Source organism: Shewanella polaris (assembly GCF_006385555.1).
GTDB classification, from domain to species: domain Bacteria; phylum Pseudomonadota; class Gammaproteobacteria; order Enterobacterales; family Shewanellaceae; genus Shewanella; species Shewanella polaris.
This window is the reverse complement of sequence record NZ_CP041036.1, coordinates 2753428-2777911: the sequence shown is the minus strand read 5'-3', so window position 1 is coordinate 2777911 and position 24484 is coordinate 2753428. Positions and strand designations below refer to the sequence as shown.

22 protein-coding genes are annotated in these 24484 nt (G+C 41.6%); 21 read left to right on the top strand and 1 reads right to left on the bottom strand.

Annotation, left to right across the window (positions count from 1 at the left end):
- Positions 1-571: 571 nt before the first annotated feature.
- Both rluC and FH971_RS12105 read left to right on the top strand, forming a co-directional pair.
- Positions 572-1528 (top strand): 23S rRNA pseudouridine(955/2504/2580) synthase RluC, encoded by a 957-nt coding sequence (gene rluC / locus FH971_RS12110; RefSeq protein WP_137226775.1) that lies wholly within the window; start codon positions 572-574, stop codon positions 1526-1528.
- Positions 1529-1559: 31 nt separating this feature from the next.
- Positions 1560-2213 (top strand): HAD-IIIA family hydrolase, encoded by a 654-nt coding sequence (locus FH971_RS12105; protein ID WP_140234459.1) that lies wholly within the window; start codon positions 1560-1562, stop codon positions 2211-2213.
- A 185-nt stretch (positions 2214-2398) separates the two neighbouring features.
- Here the strand turns inward: FH971_RS12105 and FH971_RS12100 are convergent, their stop codons facing one another.
- Positions 2399-3019 (bottom strand): Maf family protein, encoded by a 621-nt coding sequence (locus FH971_RS12100; RefSeq protein ID WP_140234458.1) that lies wholly within the window; start codon positions 3017-3019, stop codon positions 2399-2401.
- A gap of 247 nt (positions 3020-3266) precedes the next feature.
- Here FH971_RS12100 and yceD point away from each other — a divergent pair, with 247 nt between their 5' ends.
- The 19 genes from yceD to FH971_RS12005 all read left to right on the top strand — a co-directional run bounded on the left by yceD (position 3267) and on the right by FH971_RS12005 (position 24413).
- Positions 3267-3791, top strand: coding sequence for a 23S rRNA accumulation protein YceD (gene yceD, locus FH971_RS12095; RefSeq protein ID WP_137226778.1), 525 nt, complete (start codon positions 3267-3269; stop codon positions 3789-3791).
- 18 nt (positions 3792-3809) lie between these two features.
- On the top strand, positions 3810-3980 hold the full coding sequence (gene rpmF, locus FH971_RS12090) for a 50S ribosomal protein L32 (RefSeq protein ID WP_137226779.1): 171 nt from the start codon (positions 3810-3812) through the stop codon (positions 3978-3980).
- Between the two features lie 15 nt (positions 3981-3995).
- Positions 3996-5024 carry a phosphate acyltransferase PlsX gene (gene plsX / locus FH971_RS12085; protein WP_140234457.1) on the top strand — a complete coding sequence of 343 codons (1029 nt, stop codon included), beginning with the start codon at positions 3996-3998 and terminating at the stop codon, positions 5022-5024.
- A gap of 8 nt (positions 5025-5032) precedes the next feature.
- The gene (locus tag FH971_RS12080) at positions 5033-5992 is read left to right on the top strand and encodes a beta-ketoacyl-ACP synthase III (RefSeq protein ID WP_140234456.1); all 960 of its coding nucleotides are present in this window, start codon (positions 5033-5035) and stop codon (positions 5990-5992) included.
- Between the two features lie 36 nt (positions 5993-6028).
- The gene (fabD, locus tag FH971_RS12075) at positions 6029-6955 is read left to right on the top strand and encodes an ACP S-malonyltransferase (RefSeq protein ID WP_140234455.1); all 927 of its coding nucleotides are present in this window, start codon (positions 6029-6031) and stop codon (positions 6953-6955) included.
- A 10-nt stretch (positions 6956-6965) separates the two neighbouring features.
- Entirely contained in the window at positions 6966-7712 is a 747-nt protein-coding gene (gene fabG, locus FH971_RS12070) for a 3-oxoacyl-ACP reductase FabG (protein ID WP_137226783.1), read from the top strand.
- 163 nt (positions 7713-7875) lie between these two features.
- Positions 7876-8109 (top strand): acyl carrier protein, encoded by a 234-nt coding sequence (acpP, locus tag FH971_RS12065; RefSeq protein ID WP_011496723.1) that lies wholly within the window; start codon positions 7876-7878, stop codon positions 8107-8109.
- 163 nt (positions 8110-8272) lie between these two features.
- Positions 8273-9514: a beta-ketoacyl-ACP synthase II gene (gene fabF, locus FH971_RS12060; RefSeq protein ID WP_140234454.1), complete on the top strand. Its 1242-nt coding sequence runs from the start codon at positions 8273-8275 to the stop codon at positions 9512-9514.
- A 115-nt stretch (positions 9515-9629) separates the two neighbouring features.
- Positions 9630-10118, top strand: a complete 489-nt coding sequence (locus tag FH971_RS12055) for an acyl-CoA thioesterase (RefSeq protein ID WP_137226785.1) — start codon at positions 9630-9632, stop codon at positions 10116-10118.
- 13 nt (positions 10119-10131) lie between these two features.
- The gene (locus FH971_RS12050) at positions 10132-11007 is read left to right on the top strand and encodes an NAD(P)-dependent oxidoreductase (protein ID WP_137226786.1); all 876 of its coding nucleotides are present in this window, start codon (positions 10132-10134) and stop codon (positions 11005-11007) included.
- Positions 11008-11405: 398 nt separating this feature from the next.
- The gene (gene cctA / locus FH971_RS12045; protein ID WP_137226787.1) at positions 11406-11741 is read left to right on the top strand and encodes a tetraheme c-type cytochrome CctA; all 336 of its coding nucleotides are present in this window, start codon (positions 11406-11408) and stop codon (positions 11739-11741) included.
- A gap of 600 nt (positions 11742-12341) precedes the next feature.
- Positions 12342-15143 (top strand): nitrate reductase, encoded by a 2802-nt coding sequence (locus FH971_RS12040; RefSeq protein WP_140234453.1) that lies wholly within the window; start codon positions 12342-12344, stop codon positions 15141-15143.
- Positions 15143-16036, top strand: coding sequence for a uroporphyrinogen-III C-methyltransferase (gene cobA / locus FH971_RS12035; RefSeq protein WP_137226789.1), 894 nt, complete (start codon positions 15143-15145; stop codon positions 16034-16036). The genes FH971_RS12040 and cobA overlap by 1 nt, the downstream gene beginning before the upstream one ends.
- Positions 16029-17207, top strand: a complete 1179-nt coding sequence (locus tag FH971_RS12030; RefSeq protein ID WP_167496014.1) for a glycosyl transferase — start codon at positions 16029-16031, stop codon at positions 17205-17207. Before cobA ends, FH971_RS12030 begins: the two co-directional genes overlap by 8 nt.
- A complete protein-coding gene (locus tag FH971_RS12025; RefSeq protein WP_167496013.1) occupies positions 17195-17887 on the top strand; it encodes an ANTAR domain-containing response regulator in 693 nt (230 codons plus the stop codon). Before FH971_RS12030 ends, FH971_RS12025 begins: the two co-directional genes overlap by 13 nt.
- A gap of 222 nt (positions 17888-18109) precedes the next feature.
- A complete protein-coding gene (gene nirB / locus FH971_RS12020) occupies positions 18110-20713 on the top strand; it encodes a nitrite reductase large subunit NirB (RefSeq protein WP_140234451.1) in 2604 nt (867 codons plus the stop codon).
- Positions 20710-21036 (top strand): nitrite reductase small subunit NirD, encoded by a 327-nt coding sequence (gene nirD, locus FH971_RS12015; protein WP_140234450.1) that lies wholly within the window; start codon positions 20710-20712, stop codon positions 21034-21036. The genes nirB and nirD overlap by 4 nt, the downstream gene beginning before the upstream one ends.
- A 10-nt stretch (positions 21037-21046) precedes the next feature.
- Positions 21047-22513: a NarK family nitrate/nitrite MFS transporter gene (locus FH971_RS12010; protein WP_140234449.1), complete on the top strand. Its 1467-nt coding sequence runs from the start codon at positions 21047-21049 to the stop codon at positions 22511-22513.
- Positions 22514-22625: 112 nt separating this feature from the next.
- Complete coding sequence (locus FH971_RS12005; protein ID WP_240778295.1) at positions 22626-24413, top strand: bifunctional protein-serine/threonine kinase/phosphatase; 1788 nt, start codon at positions 22626-22628, stop codon at positions 24411-24413.
- Positions 24414-24484: the final 71 nt, after the last annotated feature.

The window sequence follows — 24484 nt, the reverse complement described above, 5'->3', positions numbered from 1 at the left end:
GGGCCTGAATTAATCGGTATAACCTCACGGTTAGATCCAGGCAATTAGGTGCTCATTACTGTAAAACGCAGTCACTGCGTGTCGCATCCTATTTATGGCTCATTTTCTAATGTTTACAAAAACAAGGAATTGGTTGAGTTTCAACCAACCCCATAAATTATGGTATTTTAATCCGTTAATGCCCAAGTCGAATCGGTTTGTTTGATAACAAGCTAAAATGTTGTTCGAATTTGGGGCGATTTACTCCAGTTAAATTAAAATCTTTACTAAATACTTACGGTTTAATTGTACAAACGGTTTTTGTCGTTTTTTAATGAATACAATTTGCAAATCAATGAGTTGCTACCGGTAAAGTCTGTTTTTTTAACTGTTAGTTTTTCGCATTTGGTGAAAGTTGTGAACACTTTATCCACTGTTTACTCTCAACCTGTGGGCAAATATAGCAACAATCGTTATTTTCAGCAATCAAAAGCCCATATTCTTTCATGTATTTATTTCAAGTCTTATGTGGCAATAGCCAAGCATTTACAAGATAAGGTACACTATTGGGGTCCCCACTATATGGCGCATCATGAATACTGAAACTACTCCCCAAGTTGAATACGTGACTATCGACGAAGATCATTTTGAACAACGAATCGATAATTTTTTGCTAACTAAATTAAAAGGTGTTCCCAAAAGTATGATCTATCGGATCGTACGTAAAGGGGAAGTGCGGGTGAATAAAAAACGTATTAAACCTGACTACAAATTACAAATAGATGACATTGTTCGTATACCACCAGTTCGAGTTGCAGAAAAAGACAATCGCAAAGCACCTTCGCCTAATTTATCGAGAGTGTCGCAGCTTGAAGACCGTATTATCCATGAAGATAATCATTTAATTGTCCTAAATAAACCTGCTGGTATTGCTGTGCATGGTGGTAGCGGTGTCGATTATGGTGTGATTGAAGGTTTGCGTTCACTGCGTCCGCAGCAGAAGTTTTTAGAATTAGTACATCGATTAGATAAAGATACCTCTGGCGTTTTGCTTGTGGCTAAAAAGCGCAGTGCGTTAAAGCATTTGCATGAGCAATTACGCAGTAAAACCATGCAAAAAGATTATCTAGCTCTGGTTCGAGGTGATTGGCAAGCAAGCGATAAAGTGGTTAAGGCACCATTATTAAAAATCACCTTAAAGTCGGGCGAACGTATCGTACGGGTTAATAAAGAGGGTAAAGAGTCGGAAACTCGTTATAAAATCATGCAACGTTACCAGGGTTGTACTTTGGTTAAGGCGAGTCCTGTGACTGGACGTACTCACCAAATTCGGGTGCATTGTCAATATGCTGGCCATGCAATAGCTTGCGATGATAAATACAGCGAACAGCAATTTGATGACAGTATGCGTGTATTGGGACTAGACCGTCTTTTTTTACATGCGGCGGAGCTTAAATTTACTCATCCTGAAAATAATGAAATCATGCGAGTTAAAGCGCCTTTAGATCCAGTGTTACTCAATACGCTTGATAAATTAAAAAGAGTCTAGCACCCACAGTGGTGTGTAAATGAAGTAAGGAATGGTATTGGATAGTCAAGATAAGGCTTTTGAGCTGGTCATTTTCGATTGGGATGGCACACTCATGGACTCGGTAGGTCACATAGTGTCTTGTATGCAAGATGTAGCACGAGAGCTTAGTTTGCCTATTCCATCAGAACAGCAAGTGAGAGATATTATCGGCTTATCTTTACCTCAAATAATGCCGATTCTATTTGCTGAGCATCAGAATCATCAGCAGATTATTAGTTGCTATCGACGACACCATATTGCTAATGAGCAACCTACGCCTTTATTTGAGGGCGTCGAATCGCTGATCCGCAATCTACATGCCGCAGGTTATCAATTGGCTGTAGCGACGGGCAAAGGACGCGAGGGGCTAGATAAAGTACTTGAACTCACGGGATTAGGTCAGTATTTCCATGCGACACGTTGTGCAGATGATGCTGAAAGTAAGCCGCATCCTGAGATGTTATATTCGCTATTGACTCATTTTGATATTACTGCGGATAGAGCCATTATGATTGGTGATTCGGTTCACGATTTAACTATGGCCAATAACGCGGGTATGGCGGGTATTGGCGTGAGTTATGGTGCCCATAGTGAATCAAGATTGAGAACGTTAAAGCCACGCGCAATTGTCGACCAGCCACTTGAGATACGTCAATATCTTTAACTTTGTTGGCTTATGTTTATGATTGAACTTGACCACGACAACTATAGCAGCGTCGGATAGTACGTACTGTCGACGCTGTATATCATTAGCTTACTAATTTTCTGCGCTGCATGTCCTGTTATTTTACACGTATGTTCACATTTCTAAAGTTAACCATTTCCTCATAATTAACCGGCATTAAACCATTATTTTATGGAGTGTTCAGATTCTTTGCTGAGTACATCAACGCCGTGCTGTTCTAGTAAATAAATAAGCTTAATCAATGGCAGGCCGATTAAAGTATTAGGGTCATCACCTTCTAAACGATCAAAAAGAGCAATACCTAATCCTTCACATTTAAAACTCCCAGCACAATAAAGAGGTTGTTCTGCGTCGATGTAATAGCGAATTTGCGCAGCAGATAAATGCTTAAAATGTACTGTAAATGGTTCAACATACGATAACATTTGTTTAGTGACATTATTGAACACCGCAAGACCAGTATAAAAAGTGATTGCTTGGCCTGAAGCAGCGCTTAATTGAGCTATCGCATTGTCGATTGTATTTGGCTTGCCGATAATCTGACCGTTAATTAACGCAACTTGATCTGAGCCAATAATGAATTGTGTCACTGGTGTTTGACCAATTAAGTTCGCGCCAGCTAATGCTTTTTGTTCTGCCAACCTTTTCACTAAGGCTAATGCTGTTTCATCTTTAAAAGGCGTTTCATCAATATCAGGATTAACACAGTCAAAAGGTAACATTAATTTTCGCAATAATTGCTGACGGAAAGGTGAGGTTGATGCAAGTACAAGTTTGAATTTCATTGGGTTTGTTTCATTATTTCTTGGCTAATAACAGAATATTAGTCAGTTTACTGTATTCATCAATGTAAATGGATCATTTTTCTCGAGTAATGCTTGTGTGATGGGGCTGGGTTCGGTAAAATTTGCCAACTTTTAAATTTAATGCCGGATTGAAGAGTATCTAAAGTTCATTTTTAGGTGAGGTTACCGTATTTTTACGGAAATTTTCTTTGACTCCAGCGTTTTCAAACTATAATATGCGCGCCTTATGCAAACAGTAAAGATACCGGTTTCAATTGATCCTATACGCGCTGCCTCTAGTAGTCTTCGATATGAAGGTTTCATTTTAGGTAAGCAATTAAAGCGATTAAGCGAGTTATGTGCCGGCGACTGTTCCGACGTAGTTGTGTCGTTAGAATGTGGTGTCGATTTACAGGGGATAGTCTACCTTCGCGGGAAGGCTGTGACGGAGCTCACTCTGCTATGTCAACGCTGCATGACACAATTTACTACTGAGGTTACGGTCGACTTTTGTTTTAGTCCTTGTAAGACTGAGGCAGAAATCGATGAGCTCCCGGATGCGTATGATCCAATTGAGTGTAATGAGATTGGCGAAGTACGTCTGCATCAATTGATTGAAGATGAATTGATAGTCGCTATGCCTATTATTCCGATGCATGATGATAGTAATTGTAAGTTGGGATCGAAAGATATAGTTGTAGGCGAGATCGAACCCGCTCATGAGGAGCGTCCAAATCCGTTTGCAGTGTTAGAAAAACTGAAGAGCAAGTAATCGTAGGAGACAGGTCCAATGGCTGTACAAAAGAATAAAAAATCACGTTCAAAGCGTGGTATGCGTCGTTCACATGATTCATTGAGCACTGCTCAATTGTCAGTAGACGCTACTAGTGGTGAAATTCATCAACGTCACAATGTGACTGCTGATGGTTTTTACCGCGGTGTAAAGGTTATCAACAAGTAATTTGTTGTTAATCTAATGAAAGATCTGACGCTTGCGTTAGATGCGATGGGGGGCGATCACGGTCCCCACGTAACAGTGCCTGCAGCCTTGCAGGCATTGAAATTTCACACAAGTTTAAAAATTATTTTGGTTGGTAATGAAACCGAAATAGAAAAATATCTACCTCAAACATCCTCTACTGATTTAGCTCGCATAGAAATTATCCATACCACTGAAGTTGTCACCATGAGTGATAGGCCAATTCATGCTTTGCGTTCGCGTAAAAACAGTTCCATGAGAATTGCGCTTGAACTTGTTCGTGATGGTAAAGCCACTGCTTGTGTCAGTGCCGGTAATACCGGTGCATTAATGGCAATGGCTAAAGTGCTATTAAAAACCTTACCTGGTATTGATAGGCCCGCTTTGGTGTCTTGCTTACCGACTATGACAGGAAAGCCTGTTTATTTGCTTGATTTAGGTGCAAATGTCTCTTGTGACTCCGATACCTTATTTCAGTTTGCAATCATGGGGTCGGTATTATGTGAAGCAGTCCATAAGAAACCCCGTCCTAAAGTGGCATTACTTAATGTCGGTATTGAAGCGATTAAGGGCAATGATCAAGTTCAACAAGCAGGGCAAATTCTTCAACAGACTGAACAAGTCAATTATATTGGCTTCGTTGAAGGGGATGAAATTTATACTGGTAATGTTGATGTGATTGTCTGTGATGGCTTTGTCGGCAATATTACTTTAAAAACGTCAGAAGGGATTGCCAAGTTATTAGTTCACCAATTAAAACGTGGCTTGAATGATGGTTTTTTTGTTCGTTTACTCTCCAAACTCATCGCTCCTCGTATACAAGCTGTTCTCAATAAGATGAACCCCGACCACTACAATGGTGCAAGTCTGATAGGATTGCGCGGAATAGTAGTAAAGAGTCATGGTAACGCGGATGAAGCTGCATTTTTACAAGCATTAAATTTAGCAGCAACAGAAGCAAAACGTCGTCTTCCTGAAATGATTAAAGATCGTTTGGAGTCGATTCTTTTAGACATCAATAGCTGATCTCATATATGCACACAAAAATTCTCGGAACAGGTAGCTATCTACCTGTGCAAGTTCGTAGCAATCAAGATCTCGAAAAAATGGTTGAAACCAGTGACCAATGGATTGTTGACCGAACCGGTATTTCAGAGCGGCGCATTGCTGCATCAGACGAATCGGTTTCAACAATGGGTTATCAAGCGGCATTAAAAGCACTTGAAATGGCTGGGATCGATGCAAGCGAGCTTGATATGATTGTTTGCGGAACCACAAGTGCATCAAATGCATTTCCTGCTGCCGCATGTGAAATTCAAGCCTTATTAGGCATTAAAAATATTCCAGCCTTCGACATTGCCGCTGCGTGTTCAGGTTTTATTTATGCTTTATCGATTGCGGATCAATTCGTAAAAACAGGTTCGGCTAAAAAAATACTGGTTATTGGCTCTGATGTATTGTCACGAATGTGTGATCCTGCTGATCGCTCAACTGTCATATTATTTGGTGATGGGGCTGGTGCCGCTGTTATTGGTGTAAGTGATACTCCAGGTATCATTGCGACACACATTTATGCTGATGGTAGCCAAGGGGATTTATTAAAATGCTCTTTTCCTCCTCGTGCGAATGAAAGTTCTGAAGCTGTAGGCTTTATGACGATGAAAGGCAACGATGTGTTTAAAGTCGCAGTTACGCAATTGTCTAATGTGGTTACTGAAACCTTGCGTCTTAATAATGTCGATAAATCAGAAATTGATTGGCTCGTGCCACATCAGGCTAATTTTCGCATCATTAATGCCACGGCAAAAAAACTGCACATGAGTTTAGATAAAGTCGTATTAACCTTAGCGAAACATGGCAATACATCTGCTGCCTCTGTGCCTATTGCATTAGATGAGGCTGTGCGTGATGGCCGAATTCAGCGTGGACAATTATTATTGCTTGAAGCGTTCGGTGGCGGTTTTGCATGGGGCAGTGCATTAATTCGTTTTTAATATTTACTTTTTAATTCTTTATACAGGTAAGCGTTTATGGAAAATGTTGCTTTTGTATTTCCTGGCCAAGGTTCGCAGGCCGTAGGAATGTTAGCCGAATTGACTCAATCTAACGATATTATTGGGAAAACCTTCGCTGAAGCGAGTGAAGTGTTAGGCTACGATTTATGGGATTTAGTGGCCAATGGTCCAGCTGAAATCTTAAATGAAACAGACAAAACTCAACCTGCGTTGCTGACAGCAAGCGTGGCTATTTGGCGAGCATATCAAGCGTCAAATAAACCATTGCCATCTTTACTTGCTGGCCACAGCCTTGGCGAGTACTCCGCATTAGTGTGCGCCGGTGTGATGGCATTTACTGATGCGGTTAAATTAGTTGAATTGCGTGGTAAGTTAATGCAACAAGCGGTTCCTGCCGGTTCTGGCGCCATGTATGCCATTATTGGTCTTGATAATGATGCTATCGCTGAAGCGTGCACAGAGTCTGCTCAAGGCGATGTGGTGAGCCCTGTTAACTACAACAGCCCTGGTCAAGTCGTTATTGCTGGCGAAAAAGTCGCAGTTGAACGAGCTGCTGCTGCATGTAAAGTTGCTGGGGCTAAAATGACAGTGGCCTTGCCTGTGAGTGTGCCATCACATTGCTTATTAATGAAACCAGCCGCTGATGAATTAGCTAAAGCCTTACTTGAGGTGACATTCTTAGAACCTACAATCAATGTTATTAATAACGTCGATGTCGCAATGCCTACAAGCGCACAAGCAATCAAAGATGCATTGGTGCGTCAATTGTATTGTCCTGTACGTTGGAGCGAAACAGTAGAGTTTATGGCTACACAAGGCGTTACACAGCTAATAGAATGTGGACCAGGTAAAGTATTAACCGGTTTAACGAAAAGAATTAATAAATCGATAGCCGCTAAAGCGGTCAATGATGTTGCCTCATTTGCAGCATTAGTCGAATAAGGGAGTTGATATGAGCTTTAGCATTAGTTTAGAGGGTAAAATTGCCTTAGTCACAGGAGCCAGTCGCGGTATTGGTCGTGCAATTGCTGAATCATTAGTTCAAGCTGGGGCATTAGTTATTGGTACCGCAACCAGTGAGAAAGGCGCTGCAGCGATTCAAGCATACTTAGGTGACAAAGGCTTTGGGATGGTGTTAAATGTCACCGATTCTCAGTCAGTGGCTGATTTATATAGCCAGATCAAAGAAAAGGCTGGTGATGTTGATATTCTTGTCAACAATGCTGGTATTACCCGTGATAATTTATTAATGCGGATGAAAGATGATGAATGGCAAGATATTATTGACACTAATTTGACATCATTATTTAAATTGTCTAAACCAGTAATGCGATCTATGATGAAAAAACGTTTCGGACGAATTATCAGTATCGGTTCAGTTGTTGGTACAATGGGCAATGCCGGCCAAGTAAATTACTCGGCGGCTAAAGCTGGTTTGATTGGATTTACAAAATCTCTTGCAAGAGAGGTTGCATCTCGTCAAATAACAGTGAATGCTATCGCACCTGGATTTATTCAGACCGATATGACAGATGAGCTGACAGATGAGCAGCAACAAGCTATTATGTCGCAAGTTCCGATGGAACGATTAGGGCAAGCACAAGAAATTGCCAATGCAGTATTGTTTTTGGCCTCGGATTCAGCTGCTTACATCACAGGCGAAACCTTGCATGTGAATGGCGGTATGTACATGGTTTAAGAGCGATGGGTAGGCAACTACCTTCATTTGAGTCAGTGTTAGTGACAATTCAATGTTAATTTTTGTGGTTAGACCACAAAATCTAAGCTTGCATTGTTATCTAATTCGAATAAACTACTCGCAATCTTACGCAAGTGCGTAATTTGAATAGGAAAGAAAACTAATGAGCAACATCGAAGAACGTGTAAAGAAAATCATCATTGAGCAACTTGGCGTTAAAGAAGAAGACGTTAAATCAGCTGCTTCTTTTGTAGACGATTTAGGTGCCGATTCTCTAGACACTGTTGAATTGGTTATGGCTCTAGAAGAAGAGTTTGATACCGAGATCCCTGACGAAGAAGCTGAAAAGATCACTACTGTTCAAGCAGCGATCGATTACGTTTCTAAAAATCAGTAATCAAGAATTCACAAAAAAAGGCGGCATTTATGCCGCCTTTTTTTGTTTAAAACATTTGTAAACGCTCGTTTCATTTAATTGCAAGAGAACATCCTTCCTTAACTTTCTTTAGCTATATCGCAATAAATGGCATCGTGGCAGATTTTATTTAAAGGTGAATATCATGTCTAAACGTCGTGTCGTCATCACAGGTCTTGGTCTTGTGACTCCTGTGGGTAATGATGTCGAGTCTACTTGGAATGCCTTACTGGCTGGTAAGAGTGGTATTACTCCCATTACTAAGTTTGATGCGAGTGAGTATGGCACTCGTTTTAGTGGTTCAGTGAAAGATTTTGACGTCGAACAATACCTAAGCAAAAAAGATGCCCGTAAAATGGATTTGTTTATCCAATATGGCATGGCGGCGGGTATTCAAGCCGTTAAAGATTCAGGCTTAGATATGAGCCAAGAAAACCCCGCTCGCATCGGTACCGCTATTGGCGCGGGTATGGGCGGAATGTGGTTAATCGAGCAAGGCCATTCAGCATTATTAAACGGCGGACCACGCAAAGTGTCACCCTTTTTTGTGCCAAGTACTATTATCAATATGATCGCAGGCCATTTGTCGATTATGTATGGTATGACAGGCCCCAACTTTGCGGTTACCACTGCGTGTACTACGGGCGTACATAATATCGGTTTTGCAGCACGCACCATTGCCTATGGTGATGCCGATGTCATGGTCGCAGGTGGCGCTGAAGATGTGACTAGCCCACTAGGTGTTGCTGGTTTTAGTGCCGCTAAAGCATTATCGACGCGTAATGACGATCCCACTGCAGCAAGTCGTCCTTGGGATAAAGACCGTGATGGCTTTGTTATTGGTGATGGCGCAGGTGTTATTGTTATGGAAGAGTATGAGCGAGCTAAAGCGCGTGGTGCTAAAATTTACGGTGAGTTAGTTGGTTTTGGTATGAGTGGCGATGCATTCCACATGACATCACCTCCAAGTGACGGTGCAGGCGCAGCGGCTGCGATGGTTAATGCCATTAATGATGCCCAAATAGAGAAAGAGCTTGTGGGTTATATTAATGCCCATGGCACCTCAACTAACGCTGGTGATAAAGCCGAAACGGCTGCCGTTAAATCGGTATTTGGACCACATGCCTACGAGGTATTGGTGAGTTCGACTAAATCAATGACGGGGCATTTGTTGGGCGCAGCTGGCGCAGTTGAAGCCATTATTACTCTGCTTGCATTACGCGATCAACACGTACCGCCAACAATCAACTTAGATAACCCAGATGAAGGTTGCGACTTAGATTTTGTTGCCCACACATCTCGCCGTCATCAATTTGATTATGCCTTATGTAATTCATTTGGTTTCGGTGGTACAAACGGTTCATTATTATTCAAAAGAATGGATTAATATTATTTGCTCAAAAAAAGCGCCGATGGCGCTTTTTTTATCTCTTTTAATGATTGGTATTAATACAAAGTGTATCGTTAAGTTTCGATATATCTTGCGATGACTAGGAGGCTGTATGGCCGGACAAGATAGGCAGATTACATTACGTTTTTTAGCTGAGCCCGCAGATGTAAATTTCGGCGGTAAAGTGCATGGCGGCGCAGTAATGAAATGGATCGATTTGGCTGCTTATGCAGCCGCCGCTGGCTGGAGTGGTAAGTATTGTATTACAGTTTATGCAGGTGGCATCCGCTTTGTTAAGCCTATTCATGTGGGGAATATCGTCGAAGTGACTGGTAAAGTCATTTATACTGGTACGACATCCATGCACATTGCCATAGACGTGAAGGCGGGCGATCCTAAAGAGTCAGCACGTTATTTAACCACGCATTGTATTGTGATCATGGTAGCTGTCGACGATGAAGGGGAACCGACTCCAGTTCCTGAGTGGATCCCACAAACTGCCGATGATATTCGTCTACGTGACGCCGCTTTACGTTTAATGGATATGCGTAAACGCATTGGGGCAGAAATGGAAGCTCACGTTAAACCTTCAGTTGAATAAATAAGGGGAAAGTATGGCTAAGGTAGCATTTATTGGATTAGGCGTTATGGGGTTCCCAATGGCGGGGCATTTAACTCAGCAGGGTCATGACGTCACAGTGTATAACCGTACCAGCGCGAAAGCGAAAAAGTGGGTAGCACAGTATGGTGGTAAGTCTGCTGATACACCTAAAGATGCAGCTCAAGGTCAAGACATTGTTTTTATTTGTGTCGGTAATGATGATGACCTACGCCAGGTAGTATTGGGTGAGCAAGGTGCTGTTCATGGTATGCATTCTGGCGCTATTTTAGTTGATCATACTACGGCGTCTGCAGATGTCGCTCGTGAAATTGCCGCGCAAATTGAACCACTTAATATCGGATTTTTGGATGCCCCAGTTTCAGGTGGTCAAGCGGGTGCCGAAAATGGTGTATTAACCGTGATGATGGGGGGGGAACAAACTCACTTTGATGTGGTTAAACCTGTTATCGCTGCTTATAGCCGTTGTGCAGAATTGTTAGGGCCTGTTGGTTCTGGACAGTTAACTAAAATGGTTAATCAAATTTGTATTGCTGGTGTGGTTCAAGGCTTAGCGGAAGGGCTTCATTTTGCCAAAAGTGCTGGTTTGGATGGCTTGAAAGTGATTGAAGTTATCAGTAAAGGTGCGGCACAAAGTTGGCAGATGGAGAACCGTTATCAGACTATGTGGCAAGGTCAATATGATTTTGGTTTTGCTATCGACTGGATGCGTAAAGATTTAGGTATAGCGTTAGATGAAGCTCGTCAAAATGGTAGTCATTTACCTGTCACAGCGCTAGTTGATCAGTTCTATTCAGAAGTACAGGCGATGAAAGGTAATCGTTGGGATACCTCTAGTTTACTTGCCCGTTTAGAAAAGTCGCGCAGTTAATATCGATTAATACTTTTGTCGTTCCATTCTAGAATCGCTCGATACTTTTTAAACAAGCCGGTTATGTGAGTAACTGGCTTTTTATGGGTATTTTTCTGTTTCTGGTTAGATTTTGCTAAATTAGTACTTTTTGTTGGTAAGTGGTTTGTTAGCTAAAAACCATCGATTTACATGATGTAGCGCACATATTCAAAGTATTAACACTGCTATTATTATTTGATATAAATTAATTTTGCTTAAAGTGGACTAATTAACTAAGTTTACATTGCCAATCAATTTTAGATTGTTTTGTATATAACGTTGTTGAGTAAACTCTCAAGTAAAGTGTCGTGTTGTAGTGTGGTGATCCGTATCAGATAAAAAGAATGCGGGCACATACTAAATTGGAGGAATGAATAGTGAGCAATAAATTACTAAGCGCATTGTTTGCGGCCGGTTTTGCGGTAATGATGATGTCTTCTGCATCATTTGCTGCTGATGAAACCCTCGCAGAGTTTCACGTTGAAATGGGTGGCTGTGAAACTTGTCACGCAGATGGTGAGCCATCAAAAGATGGTGCATATGAATTTGAGCAATGTCAAAGTTGTCATGGTTCATTAGCCGAAATGGATGAAAACCACAAGCCACATGATGGTATTTTAATGTGTGCAGATTGTCATGCACCACATGAAATCAAAGTAGGCGAAATGCCAACTTGTGATACTTGTCATGATGATGGCCGCGTTGCTAAATAAGCTATTTTAGTCGTTTAAAATTAGTAGCTGAAAAATACCGACATTATGTCGGTATTTTGTTTTTAACGGTATAATAATGAAGTAGACATCCAATACTTTTGTACTAATAAGATTAATTTATTCTCGCTTGTTAGTGGTAATGGTATATACGCACAAAGAACTCTTCGATAGAAAAACTTCATAAACAAACTTATTCATCAATTTTCAATTTACTTGCGTTAATTAGAACGTTATTCCCTAATGTATTGCCTAAAATTCTCATTCAGCATGTATCAACTCATTCAGTTTTAACCTCGTATAATTTGGAAAAATCATCATTCCTTTTAAAAAAATGTTTAATTAAAGGATGAAAGACGGTGAGTTAAACACTCATTTATATTACTCAATATATATTCGCATACCTCTTTATAGGTATTAAAATTCTTTTAATTTCAACTAGATGCGCAACAAAAGTGCGCAGGCATGCACTTTTGTTGCGCAAATGTTGATGTAATAAACTTAACTGAATTTCTATTTCTATTGTAAATCAGCATGTTAACTTTTTGGCACGGCTTTCGCAGTCATTTAATCATGAAATCGTTAATGTGAAAGGGTAGATGTATGTCAACAATCCAGTCTAGTTGTGCTTATTGTGGTGTCGGGTGCGGTGTTAGCGTGTCTTCGACTAAAGCCGATTGGGTTGATGTCGATGTGGCCGATGTATCATTAATGGGTGATAGTAATCATCCTGCTAATCAAGGGCATTTATGTGCAAAAGGAGAGCGTTTACTCGACAGTTTAGCTCAACCCAATGTGCTTCGTTATCCTAAACTTCGTTCAGGTAAACCACTTGATTGGGACAATGCGAGCACCTTGATTGCAGACACGTTTGCGCAAACCATTGCGGAACATGGTCCAGATTCCGTTGCACTTTACTTATCAGGGCAATTACTCACTGAAGATTATTATGTAGCAAACAAGTTTGCTAAAGGTTTTTTACAAACTGCCAATATTGATACTAACTCGCGTTTATGTATGTCGTCAGCGGTTAGTGCTATGCAGCGCGCTTTTGGTGAAGATGTGGTGCCAGGTTGTTATGATGACTTAGAACAAGCAGAGGTCATAGTGCTAGTCGGTGCTAATACAGCTTGGACTCATCCAGTGCTTTTTCAACGGATATTAACTGCGAAAAAAGCCAACAACGCGCATTTAGTGGTTATCGACCCTTTATCAACCGCCACCGCAAAACAAGCTGACTTACATTTAGCCATTAAACCGGGTGCTGACTTAGCGCTTTTTCATGGTTTACTCGGTTATCTAGCAGATCAAAATAGTGTTGACCACGCATACATTGCTGCACACACAGAAGGCTTTGATACTGTGGTTTCCCAGGCGCAACAATTAAGCGCCAATTTAACCCAACTTGCCATTGAAGTCGGTGTTTCAGTCACCCAGCTTACAGATTTTTATCAATTAGTCGTCAATAACAATAAAGTGCTTACGGCATCTTGTCAGGGGGTTAATCAATCAACCATCGGTACCGATGTGACGAATGCGATGATTAATTGCCACCTTGCGCTAGGGCACATTGGTCAAACTGGTTGTGGATTCTTTTCGTTAACAGGGCAGCCTAATGCTATGGGCGGCCGTGAGGTAGGAGGCTTAGCGACTCAGTTAGCGTGTCATATGGGATTTTCACAACCGGAGCAGCAGTTACTAGCTGATTTTTGGCAAACTGACAGAGTAGCAGATCAGAAAGGGTTAGCTGCGGTTGAGATGTTTGATGCCCTTGCCGAAGGTAAAATCAAAGCTATTTGGATTATGGGTACCAATCCTGTGGTGTCTTTGCCCAACAGTGAAAAAATAGCACAAGCATTAGCCGATTGTCCTTTTGTGGTGGTGTCTGAAATCAGCCCAGACTCAGATACAGCCAAGCTTGCTGATGTATTACTTCCTGCTCAAGGCTGGTCGGAAAAATGCGGTACCGTCACAAATAGTGAGCGTACTATTACCCGCCAGCGTGGCTTTATCACAGCCAAAGGACAAGCTAAACCTGATTGGTGGGCGCTTAGTCAGGTAGCGAAAAAAATGGGCTTTGATGGCTTTAATTTTGATGACAACGTTAGTGTATTTAGCGAGTTTGCAGCATTATCAGCTAAGGTTAAACAGGTTTTTCCGACTAAGATGTTTGATCTTACTGGGCTAACAGATTTATCCAAAGCACAATATGATGCATTAGCACCAACTCAATGGCCTATTGCTTTGTCGGCTCAAATTGGTCAACAAAACGTGCGTGTTTTCAGTGATGGTGTATTTGCTACCGCAACGGGTAAAGCTCAGTTTGTTGCGCCAGCCGCTAATATTTCGCAGCAATTGTTACCGAGTAACACACTGTTACTTAATAGCGGCCGCAGTCGGGATCAGTGGCATACCATGACTCGCACTGGGCATATTGCTAGCTTACGAGCTAGTATTCCAGAACCTGTTGTTCTCATCCATTCATCACAACTCAGCACATTTTCTTTAACAGAAGGTGGCTTGGTCCGAATTGAAGCCATTCAAAATCAAATTAAACAATACTCTGCTGAGCTCACTAACCCTGATTTCATTATCCAACCTTCATTCACGGTCGCTCGCGCCGTTGTCGATGATGAAATACCGACAAATATGGCTTTGATGTCGATGCATTGGTCTGCACAGTTTTCGCTGACCAAAGGAGTGAATCAGGCATTAGATGCACGTGTCGATCCAATATCAAAACAACCAGGGTTTAAGTGTCAACCAGTGACATTAAGTCCTGTTGAACTGGCTCTGCAAGGTGTGGTTTTTGGTCAACACGACTCTTCTGCTCACGGGCTATGTTGGCAAGTAACACAAACGCTGGAGAACGGAGTGTGTCATCACATTGGTTTTACAGATATCGACGACGGTTTTGCCTACCAAGCGACAGCCCATTCACTAAAATGGACCTTAACGATAGATGGCCAGCCTTTATATATCCAATGCAATATGGAGAAAGGGTTACTGAAAGCACTAAAGTTGTTATCTGACACTAAAGTGAATGTCGCGTTAACCCAAATGAATGCGTTTATTGGTAAACCTTTAGATAACCAGCTCATTAAGCAATTACATCAACAAATAAAGGCGGGCAACAGCCCATTAGTGTGTGCTTGTACTGGTGTAACCGAAGCGAAGATTAGCGCCGAAATGAATAACCAATTTAATGATCAAGTGATGAGTGATGGTGTCGCTAACATCAGTTTTGAACAGGCATTAGACAACACTCAATCATTATTAGGTTGCGGGCGTCATTGTGGTAGTTGTAACAGTGAAGTAAAGCAGTGTGCCAAGCAAAGTTGGCTGGATGCATTATCGTACACAGAAATTGAACATCAACATGCAGTAGAAGAGGAAGTTGCCTAATGAATAGCGTAGACGCAATGATAAAAGGTCATCAGCCAATTAACTCTTTAGGCAGTATTACTGATGGATTACATACCCGTGAACTGCAAGCTGGCGAAGTCGCCATTGTTGGCGCTGGTTGTGGTCAGTTGGATTTGATGACCATTAAAGCTGCTCGAATTGTCGCCCAAGCAGATGCATTAGTGTTTGATAGCCTTGTGAGCAGCGATATTTTAACGTTGGTGACGCCATCTTGTCAGCGCCACTTTGTTGGTAAACGTTGCGGCCAGCCAAGTGTTAAGCAAGAAGATATTAATACATTATTACTGAGTTTGGCTCAGCAAGGATTAAAAGTAGTACGTTTAAAAGGCGGAGACCCACATATTTTTGGCCGAGGTTCTGAAGAGGCGCTTTACTTGGCACAGCAGGGGATCCGGTCACAGTTTATTGCCGGTGTTACCGCGGCGTTAGGTTGTGCATCAAGTACAGGTATTCCATTGACTTTTCGTGGTATGGCGCGCAGCGTAACCTTGATAACTGGCACTAAGATGACCGATGTCGATAATGTAAATGCGCCTACGCAGTGGCAGGCATTATTAGCGGCACAATCGACATTAGTATTTTATATGGGTAAAGAACAAGCCGCAAGAATCTCTATTGGGCTACTCGATACACTATGCGCAGCTGATTTGCCGGTGGCATTCGTTACCAATGGCGGTAGAGCAAACCAAATTGTTACTTATGCAACCGTAGACTCTATGTCTGATGCCGCGTTAACCATTAAAGACTCTGGACCAACATTAATCATTATTGGTGAAGTGGTGAGTGTCGGGCAACAGCTTGGTGCTTTACTCGACGATATTGATTTTGCTTCACCACAGCCAGCTGATGAGTATGAGGCACTTTATGCCTAAAATTGGCGAGTTAACCCTGACATCAGTCGATGAGTTTGATTTTCGGTTATTGATAAAAGCCTTGGGTAAGGGTGAGAAAGGCTCGCGGGCATTAACTTTTGCTGAGGCCAGCTTATTGCTTGAAGGTTTTTCGAAAGGGAAAGCGACTCGGGTACAGATGGCGAGTGCCATGATGTTAATGCGCGTTCGTGGTGAAACGACAGAAGAAGTCGCTGGAATGGTGGCTGGTTTACGCCATACGTTAGACCATGATTGGCGTTCATTAGCTGTTGACATTGATTGGCCTGTGTATGCGGGTAAGCGTGAGCAGTTACCTTGGTTATTGTTGGTGGCTAAATTATTAGCTAGCCAAGGTATTCGTGTCATGTTGCACGGCGACAGCCTAGCGTTACCACATCGCCGCCATGTTGAATCTTGCTTAAGTGCGGTAAATATTGCTTGTTGTACTACCCCAAAAAGCGCTAATGCGGCATTGCAATCAGATAACATTGTTTATGTACGCGCAGGTGACTTAGCCCCCGTGTTAGATGAGTGTCGTCAATTACATCAAGAATTAGGATTACGCAGTTTAATTCAAACTGCAGTGCGTTGTATCAATCCTGCAAATGCGCCGATAAGTCTGCGCAGTTATTTTCATCCAGGGTTAGATAATTTGCACCAAGGTATTTGTGAGGTGTTATTTGCAAACGGTGAATATCATGATGGCAGTATTGCTATTTTTAAAGGTTTACAAGGCGAAACAGAATGTAATCCAAGAGTGTCGACTACGATAACTGTCGTCAACGGACAGACAGATAATATAGCGGTATCGAGCTTATCTATTCCTACGTTATTAGAAGGCTTTTCTGGTGCAAAAGTGGGTCAAGCAGAATTGTCGAGCGAGATTCTTGCGCTGTTGTGGGGCGAGAAGCAGCCATTTGTAAGCAGTGAACTAACAGCATTAATGTCGCGCACCATGATTGAGCAAGCGCTTAGCAGTATTACGGCCACTTTGGCTACTGTGTTGCTATTAGTGAGTCGTAAATCAGCTATGACAGAACCCAATACAACTGCAATTATTACAGCAGAACAAGCAGTTGATTTAAGCCTGAAATGTTGGGAAAACCGTTTTAATACAACAGATAGTCCACTAAAACAATGGCGGAGCAGGGAGTTTTTATGCGCAGTTTAATATTTTGTGATCCGAGTTTTTCTGCCGTGCCTGTAGTCGATTGTGATGTGGTGCAGTATCAAGCTTGTATGGCGGCATTTGGACATGTCACTGTGCTGACTTCTGTGAGCCAAGTTGAGCAACGATTACATCAACAAACATTTGATACCTTATTGGTATTAACTGACACATTACACGGTCAAATCCAAGGGCTAATTCAACGTACATTAACAAGTAAGCCTATGGTGATAGTTGTCAATGCCAAAACCTGGCAGCAGACAGCGTTAACCGATTTACTTGATTGTGGCCGCATTACTTTTATCCCAGAGATGTTAACGGTAAATCGATTAACCAGCGTGATAAGTTTGGCCCAAGCGCGTTTTGATGCTGCCAGTAAAACCTTAGCTGAATTTAAGAAATTGGATGATGAAATTCGCAGTATAAAACTGCTCAGTCAGGCAAAATTAATTGTCATGGCGCAAGGATTTGATGAAGCTAAAGCACATCAGATTATTCAACAACAAGCGATGCAAAAAGGGTTGTCTTTGGCACAAATGTCGGCACAAATTATTGCCGTGGCCAGACCGCAAAAAAGTCCGTTGGCACCAGAGACTTTAGCTGTGAGCAATAATGGTGCGCCTCATGTTGGTGCGATTATCCCTAAAGTGGACAAGTTATCGTCACAACGTAAAGGTTGTTAAGTTTTAATTTAAGGTAAATCAATCAATTATAGTTTTTTATTTGTTGGCATAAAGCCTGCAACATCACAGTATGATACTGAATGTCGATAATGGTTTTAAACCATTTATGTTCAAACAGTAAAATTTAAAAAATCGGGATTGTAACTGGCAATGGCGCCAACTCTTTAAGCGGAGTTGGCGCCATTTTGTTTTTTTACAGTCCGTGGCATGAAGGAGTAGGATATGGCAGTCTCAAAACCCAAATTAGTGGTCGTCGGTAATGGCATGGTAGGTCATCACTTTATTGAGCAATTGTGTAGTTTAGGGCTTAATAAAACGTTTGATGTACATGTGTTTGGAGAAGAGCCTCGTCCAGCCTATGACCGAGTGCAATTGTCAAAATATTTTGAGACCGGTAGTGCCGATCCATTAATGTTAACCAGTGCACAAGACTATCAAGACTGGGGCATTTCGCTTCACTTAAACACCCCTATAACCGCAATTGATATAGCGGCTAAAACGGTCACGAGTGCCCAAGGTGATAATTACCATTATGATCGACTCGTACTGTCTACAGGATCATTTCCGTTTGTGCCTCCGATTCAAGGTAACGATCGCGCTCAATGTCTAGTCTATCGCACCATTGAAGATCTTGAGGCCATTCAAGCTGCTGCGCAAAACAGCAAAGTTGGGGTTGTTGTTGGTGGTGGATTATTAGGGTTAGAGGCCGCTAATGCCATGAAACAACTCGGAGTGAAAACCCATGTTGTTGAGTTTGCGCCACAATTGATGCCCGTTCAGCTAAATGACAAAGCGGGTGATTTGTTGTGTAGTAAAATTGAACAACTCGGCGTGAGTGTTCATACATCAAAAGCCACCACCGCGATTATCGACGGTGAAACGGCATTACATAGAATGACCTTTAATGATGAATCTTATCTTGAAACTGACATGATTGTCTTTTCTGCCGGTATTCGTCCACAAGATTCATTAGCACGTGTTTCAAATATCAATATTGGTGAACGTGGCGGTATTGAAATTGATGATTACTGCTTAACCTCTGCGCCAGATGTCTATGCTATTGGTGAATGTGCATTATGGCAGCAAAAAATATTTGGTTTAGTGGCTCCAGGTTATCAAATGGCCCGTGTTGTGGCTTCCCATATTGCCTCATTAGGATCAAATACTGTTTCACAGTCATTTACGGGTGCAGACATGAGCACCAAGTTGAAGTTGTTGGGTGTTGATGTAGCCGCAATTGGTGCTAGCCGTGGTTTTGATAATGCACAGTTTGTTGAGTTATCTGATAACCAAGCGGGCATTTATAAAAAATTATGGTTAGACGAAACCGGTAAATTTTTAAAAGGTGCGGTATTAATTGGTGATAACAGCGATTACAGTCGCTTGCTCGATGCCTATTTATCTCAAGACGAGATTGAAGGTTCTGCGGTTGAGTTATTGCTAGCCGGTGCTGAAAATGAAGCTGATTTAAAAGACACTTCTATTGTGTGTTCTTGTCATCAAGTAACCAAAGGTGACATCGTCGAGTCTGTTAATGCGGGTAACCATAAAATAGCCGAGATTAAATCATGCACTCGCGCAGCATCGGGTTGTGGTGGTTGTGCGCCGTTAGTTCAAAAAATTATTGATCAAACGTTGCAAGCTGCAGGGCTCGATTTTAATGCTGGGATTTGTGCCCATTTTGATCATGACCGACAAGCCTTGTATCACTTATGCCAAGTGGAAAGCATTAATGATTTTAATACCTTAATCACTCAGCATGGCAAACCTTCTGCCAGTGGCCACAAATATGGTTGTGAAATTTGTAAACCTGCAGCCGCATCTATCTTTGCCAGCCTACAAAATCATTATGTGCTGGATCAAAATCTTGGCCATGTACAACTTCAAGACACCAATGATGCTTACTTAGGCAATATCCAAAAAGACGGTACTTATTCTATTGTACCGCGAGTAGCTGGTGGCGAAATAACCCCAACAAAACTCATCGCTATGGGCCAAATTGCCCAGGAATATGACCTCTATACCAAAATAACTGGTGGACAGCGTATTGATATGTTTGGTGCACCGCTATCGCAGTTACCTGAAATTTGGAAAAAACTCATTGATGCTGGTTTTGAAACTGGCCATGCCTATGGCAAATCACTAAGAACAGTTAAGTCATGTGTTGGCAGTACTTGGTGTCGTTATGGCGTACAAGATGCAGTCGGTTTCGCTATCGATTTAGAAAATCGTTACAAAGGCTTACGCAGTCCGCACAAATTAAAATTTGCAGTGTCAGGTTGTACTAGGGAGTGTGCAGAAGCTCAAAGTAAAGACATTGGGATTATTGCAACCGATAAAGGTTGGAACTTGTATGTTGCCGGAAATGGTGGCATGCGTCCTCGTCATGGTGATTTATTTGCTACCGATTTATCCACCGAAGACCTATATAAGTACATCGATCGTATTTTGATGTTTTATGTCAAAACCGCTGACAAATTACAGCGGACTTCTACTTGGATGGACTCTTTAGAAGGTGGTCTAGCTTATTTACAATCAGTCGTTATTGATGATGTTTTGGGGATCAACTCGACCTTAGAGCAACAGATGGATCATATTGCCGCCACATACCAATGTGAATGGAAAACCAGTCTTGATCAACCTGAGTTTTTGGCTCGCTTTAATGAGTTTGTTAACCCAAATGATGCACCAACAGCAGATGCTAATGCTTATCAACGTATTCGAGATCAACGTTTCCCTAGCATTAAAGATGCTGGGGCAGGAACGATTGCCGTTAAAGATATTACAGATGATATCGAACAACCCGCAGTGGAGGAATTAGTATGAGTTGGATAAACGTGTGCAGCGAAGCAAACATGCCGAAAGGCACTGGCGTAGCAGCTTGGGTAGCGGGTCGTGCAGTGGCTATTTTTAACCTCGGTAATGACGGTTTGTTTGCCCTTGATAATATCGATCCTGCTAGTGGTGTGAGCTTGTTAGCCAGAGGGTTGATTTGTGAAATTGACGGTGAGCTTTGTGTTGCTTCGCCTCTCTATAAACAACATTACCGTTTGAATACGGGACGTTGTATTGAAAATGATGATTTAGTCGCTAAACCATTCGACATTAAAACTGAGCAAGGCAATGTTTTTGTCTTAGCTCAGTCATAAAGGAGGCAATATGAGTGCTGAAAAATTTAATCTGTTTTCTTTTCGCGGCAAAATGAAAATAATGCATTTGAGCTGGATGGCCTTTTTTATTACTTTTGTGGTGTGGTTTAACGCCGCCCCGTTAGTCAGTGTGATTGCCGACAGTTTAGGGCTAACTAAATCGCAAATTAAAACCTTGTTGATCCTCAATGTGGCGTTAACCATTCCCGCACGGATTATCATTGGCATGGTTACCGATAAATATGGTCCAAGGATCACTTACTCAGCATTGATGGGGATTTGTTCTATACCTTGTTTTATGTTTGCAGTGGCAGATACCTTTGAGCAATTAGCCTTGGCACGTTTTCTGATTGGCTTTATTGGCGCCGGTTTTGTGGTTGGTATTCGTATGGTGAGTGAATGGTTCCCGGCTAAAGAGTTGGGTACTGCAGAAGGTATTTATGGTGGTTGGGGTAACTTTGGTTCTGCCGCTGCAGCCTTTAGTTTACCTGCCGTTGCACTTGCTTTTGGTGGCCCTGACGGATGGCGCTATGCCATTGGTATTACCGGTTTAATGAGCTTATTGTTTGCGTTTGTGTATTACTTCAACGTTACCGACACCCCAAAAGGTTCAACCTACTTTAAGCCGAAAAAAGGTGGTGGCTTAGAAGTGACTAGCAAAAGTGATTTTGTACTACTGATCATTATGAAAGTCCCTATGTATGCGACGTTAGCCCTGTTGGGTTGGAAGTTGTCTCCTGCAGGTGTGAGTATGTTTACTCAAGATGTCACTTATCTGATTTATCTTGGTTTAGTCGTGGTATTTGTGTTTGATTATTATCAAACGTATCAAGTGAACAAACACTTGTTTTCAATTGAAGTCCCAGAATTTGAACGTTATGAGTTTAAGCAAGTTGCTGTATTGAATATATTGTATTTCACTACGTTTGGCTCTGAGCTTGCCGTTGTGTCCATGTTGCCACTATTCTTTGCCGAAACGTTTGAACTGGGGATGGCGCAAGCCGGTATGTTGGCTTCAAGTTATGCCTTTATGAACCTCATGTCTCGTCCTGGTGGTGGTTGGTTAAGTGATAAGTTTGGTCGTAAAACTACCTTGCTTATTCTCACTGCGGGTTTGGCTATCGGTTATTTATCGGTCGCGCAAATTGATTCATCTTGGTCATTAACTTTAGCTGTAATGGTTGTCATGGCTTGTTCGTTCTTTGTTCAAGGTGGCGAAGGTGCTGTATTTGCTGCAGTACCTCTCATTAAACGCCGTTTAACGGGTCAAATAGCCGGTATGACAGGAGCTTATGGTAATGTTGGTGCCGTATTTTTCTTAACGGTTTACTCGTTAGTGTCTACTCAAGTGTTTTTCTATGTGATTGCAGTGAGTGCCATATTTGGTTTTGTGACATTATTTTTTATGAAAGAACCCAAAGGTCATATTGCTGAAGTAAACGAACAAGGTGAAGTGACGTTAATCAGCGTAAGTTAATACTTGATTTAAATGATATTTACAGACGTTGTGATTAAAACTCAAACTGCTTATATTTATGCAGTTTGAGTTTTTATGTAACAAACTTTTTAACCAAACAACGAGAGCTTATATGGCTGAAAAGTCGTTAGAAAAAACACTGGATAATGGTGATGATATGCTTCCTTTTGCAGCAACATTGCAGCTTGTTGTTGGCCAAGCTTCCGAAAAGGGCCGCAAGTTACAAAATGAAGATGCAATAGGAATTCGTATTCCTTCAGGGATACCGCTCATGTCGAAGGGTGTTGTGAGTGTGATCAGTGATGGTGTCAGTACCGCTGAGGGGGGCGCACATGCTTCAGCCATTAGTGTCAGTAACTTTCTAGCGGATTACTATTCCACTCCAGAGACGTGGAGTGTACAAACATCGAGTACTAAAGTATTAACGGCATTAAACCGCTGGTTATATGGATTAGGGCAAGATTATCGGGATGCTAGACGAGGTTTTGTTTGCACCTTTAGTGCGTTGGTGTTTAAGTCTTGTTCTGTGCACATGCTTCATGTAGGTGATTCACGGATTTATCGTTTTCGCCAGAGTGAGTTACTTCAATTAAGTCATGATCATAGTGCCAACATTAGCTCATCAAACCAATATCTTACTCGTGCATTGGGGATGGATGTCAAATTAGATGTTGATTACAAAATTTTGTCGGTAGAAGTCGGTGACCTGTATTTAATGACAACAGACGGGGTTCATGACCAATTTACTGAGTTTGAAATACATCAAGAGTTAAGCGAGTTTTGCCAATCATATCCTCAGTTAACCGATGACTTATGTGAGCAATTTTGCCAATCTTTGATTAGAAAAGCGTTTGATTCTGGTAGCAGAGATAACCTTAGTGCGCAGCTTTTAAGTGTGAGTCAATTACCTAAACAAGCCATCGATGATGTATATCATTGTTTATCTCGACAGCCATTTCCGCCACCGTTAAGTGAAGGAATGAAGCTAGATGGTTATCAGGTTACCCATATCATCCATCAATCACAGCGCAGCCAAGTGTATCGGGTAGTCAATGAGCACGGCCAAGTTTTTTGCATGAAAACCCCTTCTGTTAATTACTTAGACGATGCAGCCTATATTGAACGATTCATGCTGGAAAGCTGGACGGGACAACGTATCAATAGTGCACATGTGGTCAAGGTGGTTGAGCAACAGAAAACGAAGTCTGCCTTGTACTATTTAACCGAATTCTTATCAGGAATAAGTTTAGCTGAGTGGCTGACTCAGCATAAAAAAGCGCCAGTGGAAGATGTGTTATTATTGCTCAAACAAATCGAATTAGGCATTAGAGCATTTCATCGCCGTGAAACGCTGCATCAAGATTTAAAACCCGATAATATTTTTATTACGCGTGAGGGAGTGGTAAAAATTATCGACTTTGGTTCTTGTTACATTAAGGGCATTGCGGAAATAAGCAGTCCGTTAGCGCGTGATCGGATTCTTGGTACTGCAGATTATACCGCTCCAGAAGTGATGTTTGGTTATCAAGCTGATGGGCGTGCCGATTTATTTTCTCTGGCAGTTATTGCTTTTGAGATGTTGGCAGGAGAATTACCTTTTAAAGGTAAATTGGAACGTTGTCGAAATCGGCAAGATTATTTACGGTTAGAATATGTTAGCGTGCATAAATTAAATCCTATGGTACCAGAGTGGATTGATCTGGCATTAAAAAAAGCACTTAATATTGAACCTAATTTACGTCAAGCTGATACCTGTGAGCTTATTCATCAATTAACAACGGCAAGTCTAAATCGAAATGCTAAGCATTTTGTTCCGTTAATTAACCGTAACCCAGTTCGTTTCTGGCAAATCACTTCTATCGTTCTGTTTTTAGCATTGATGGCCAGTTTACTTATTTGATTAAGCGATTAACGATAATTGCTTACTTGAGTAAAGCATTTTGATTTTATGTTATCTAATTTATGCATTAT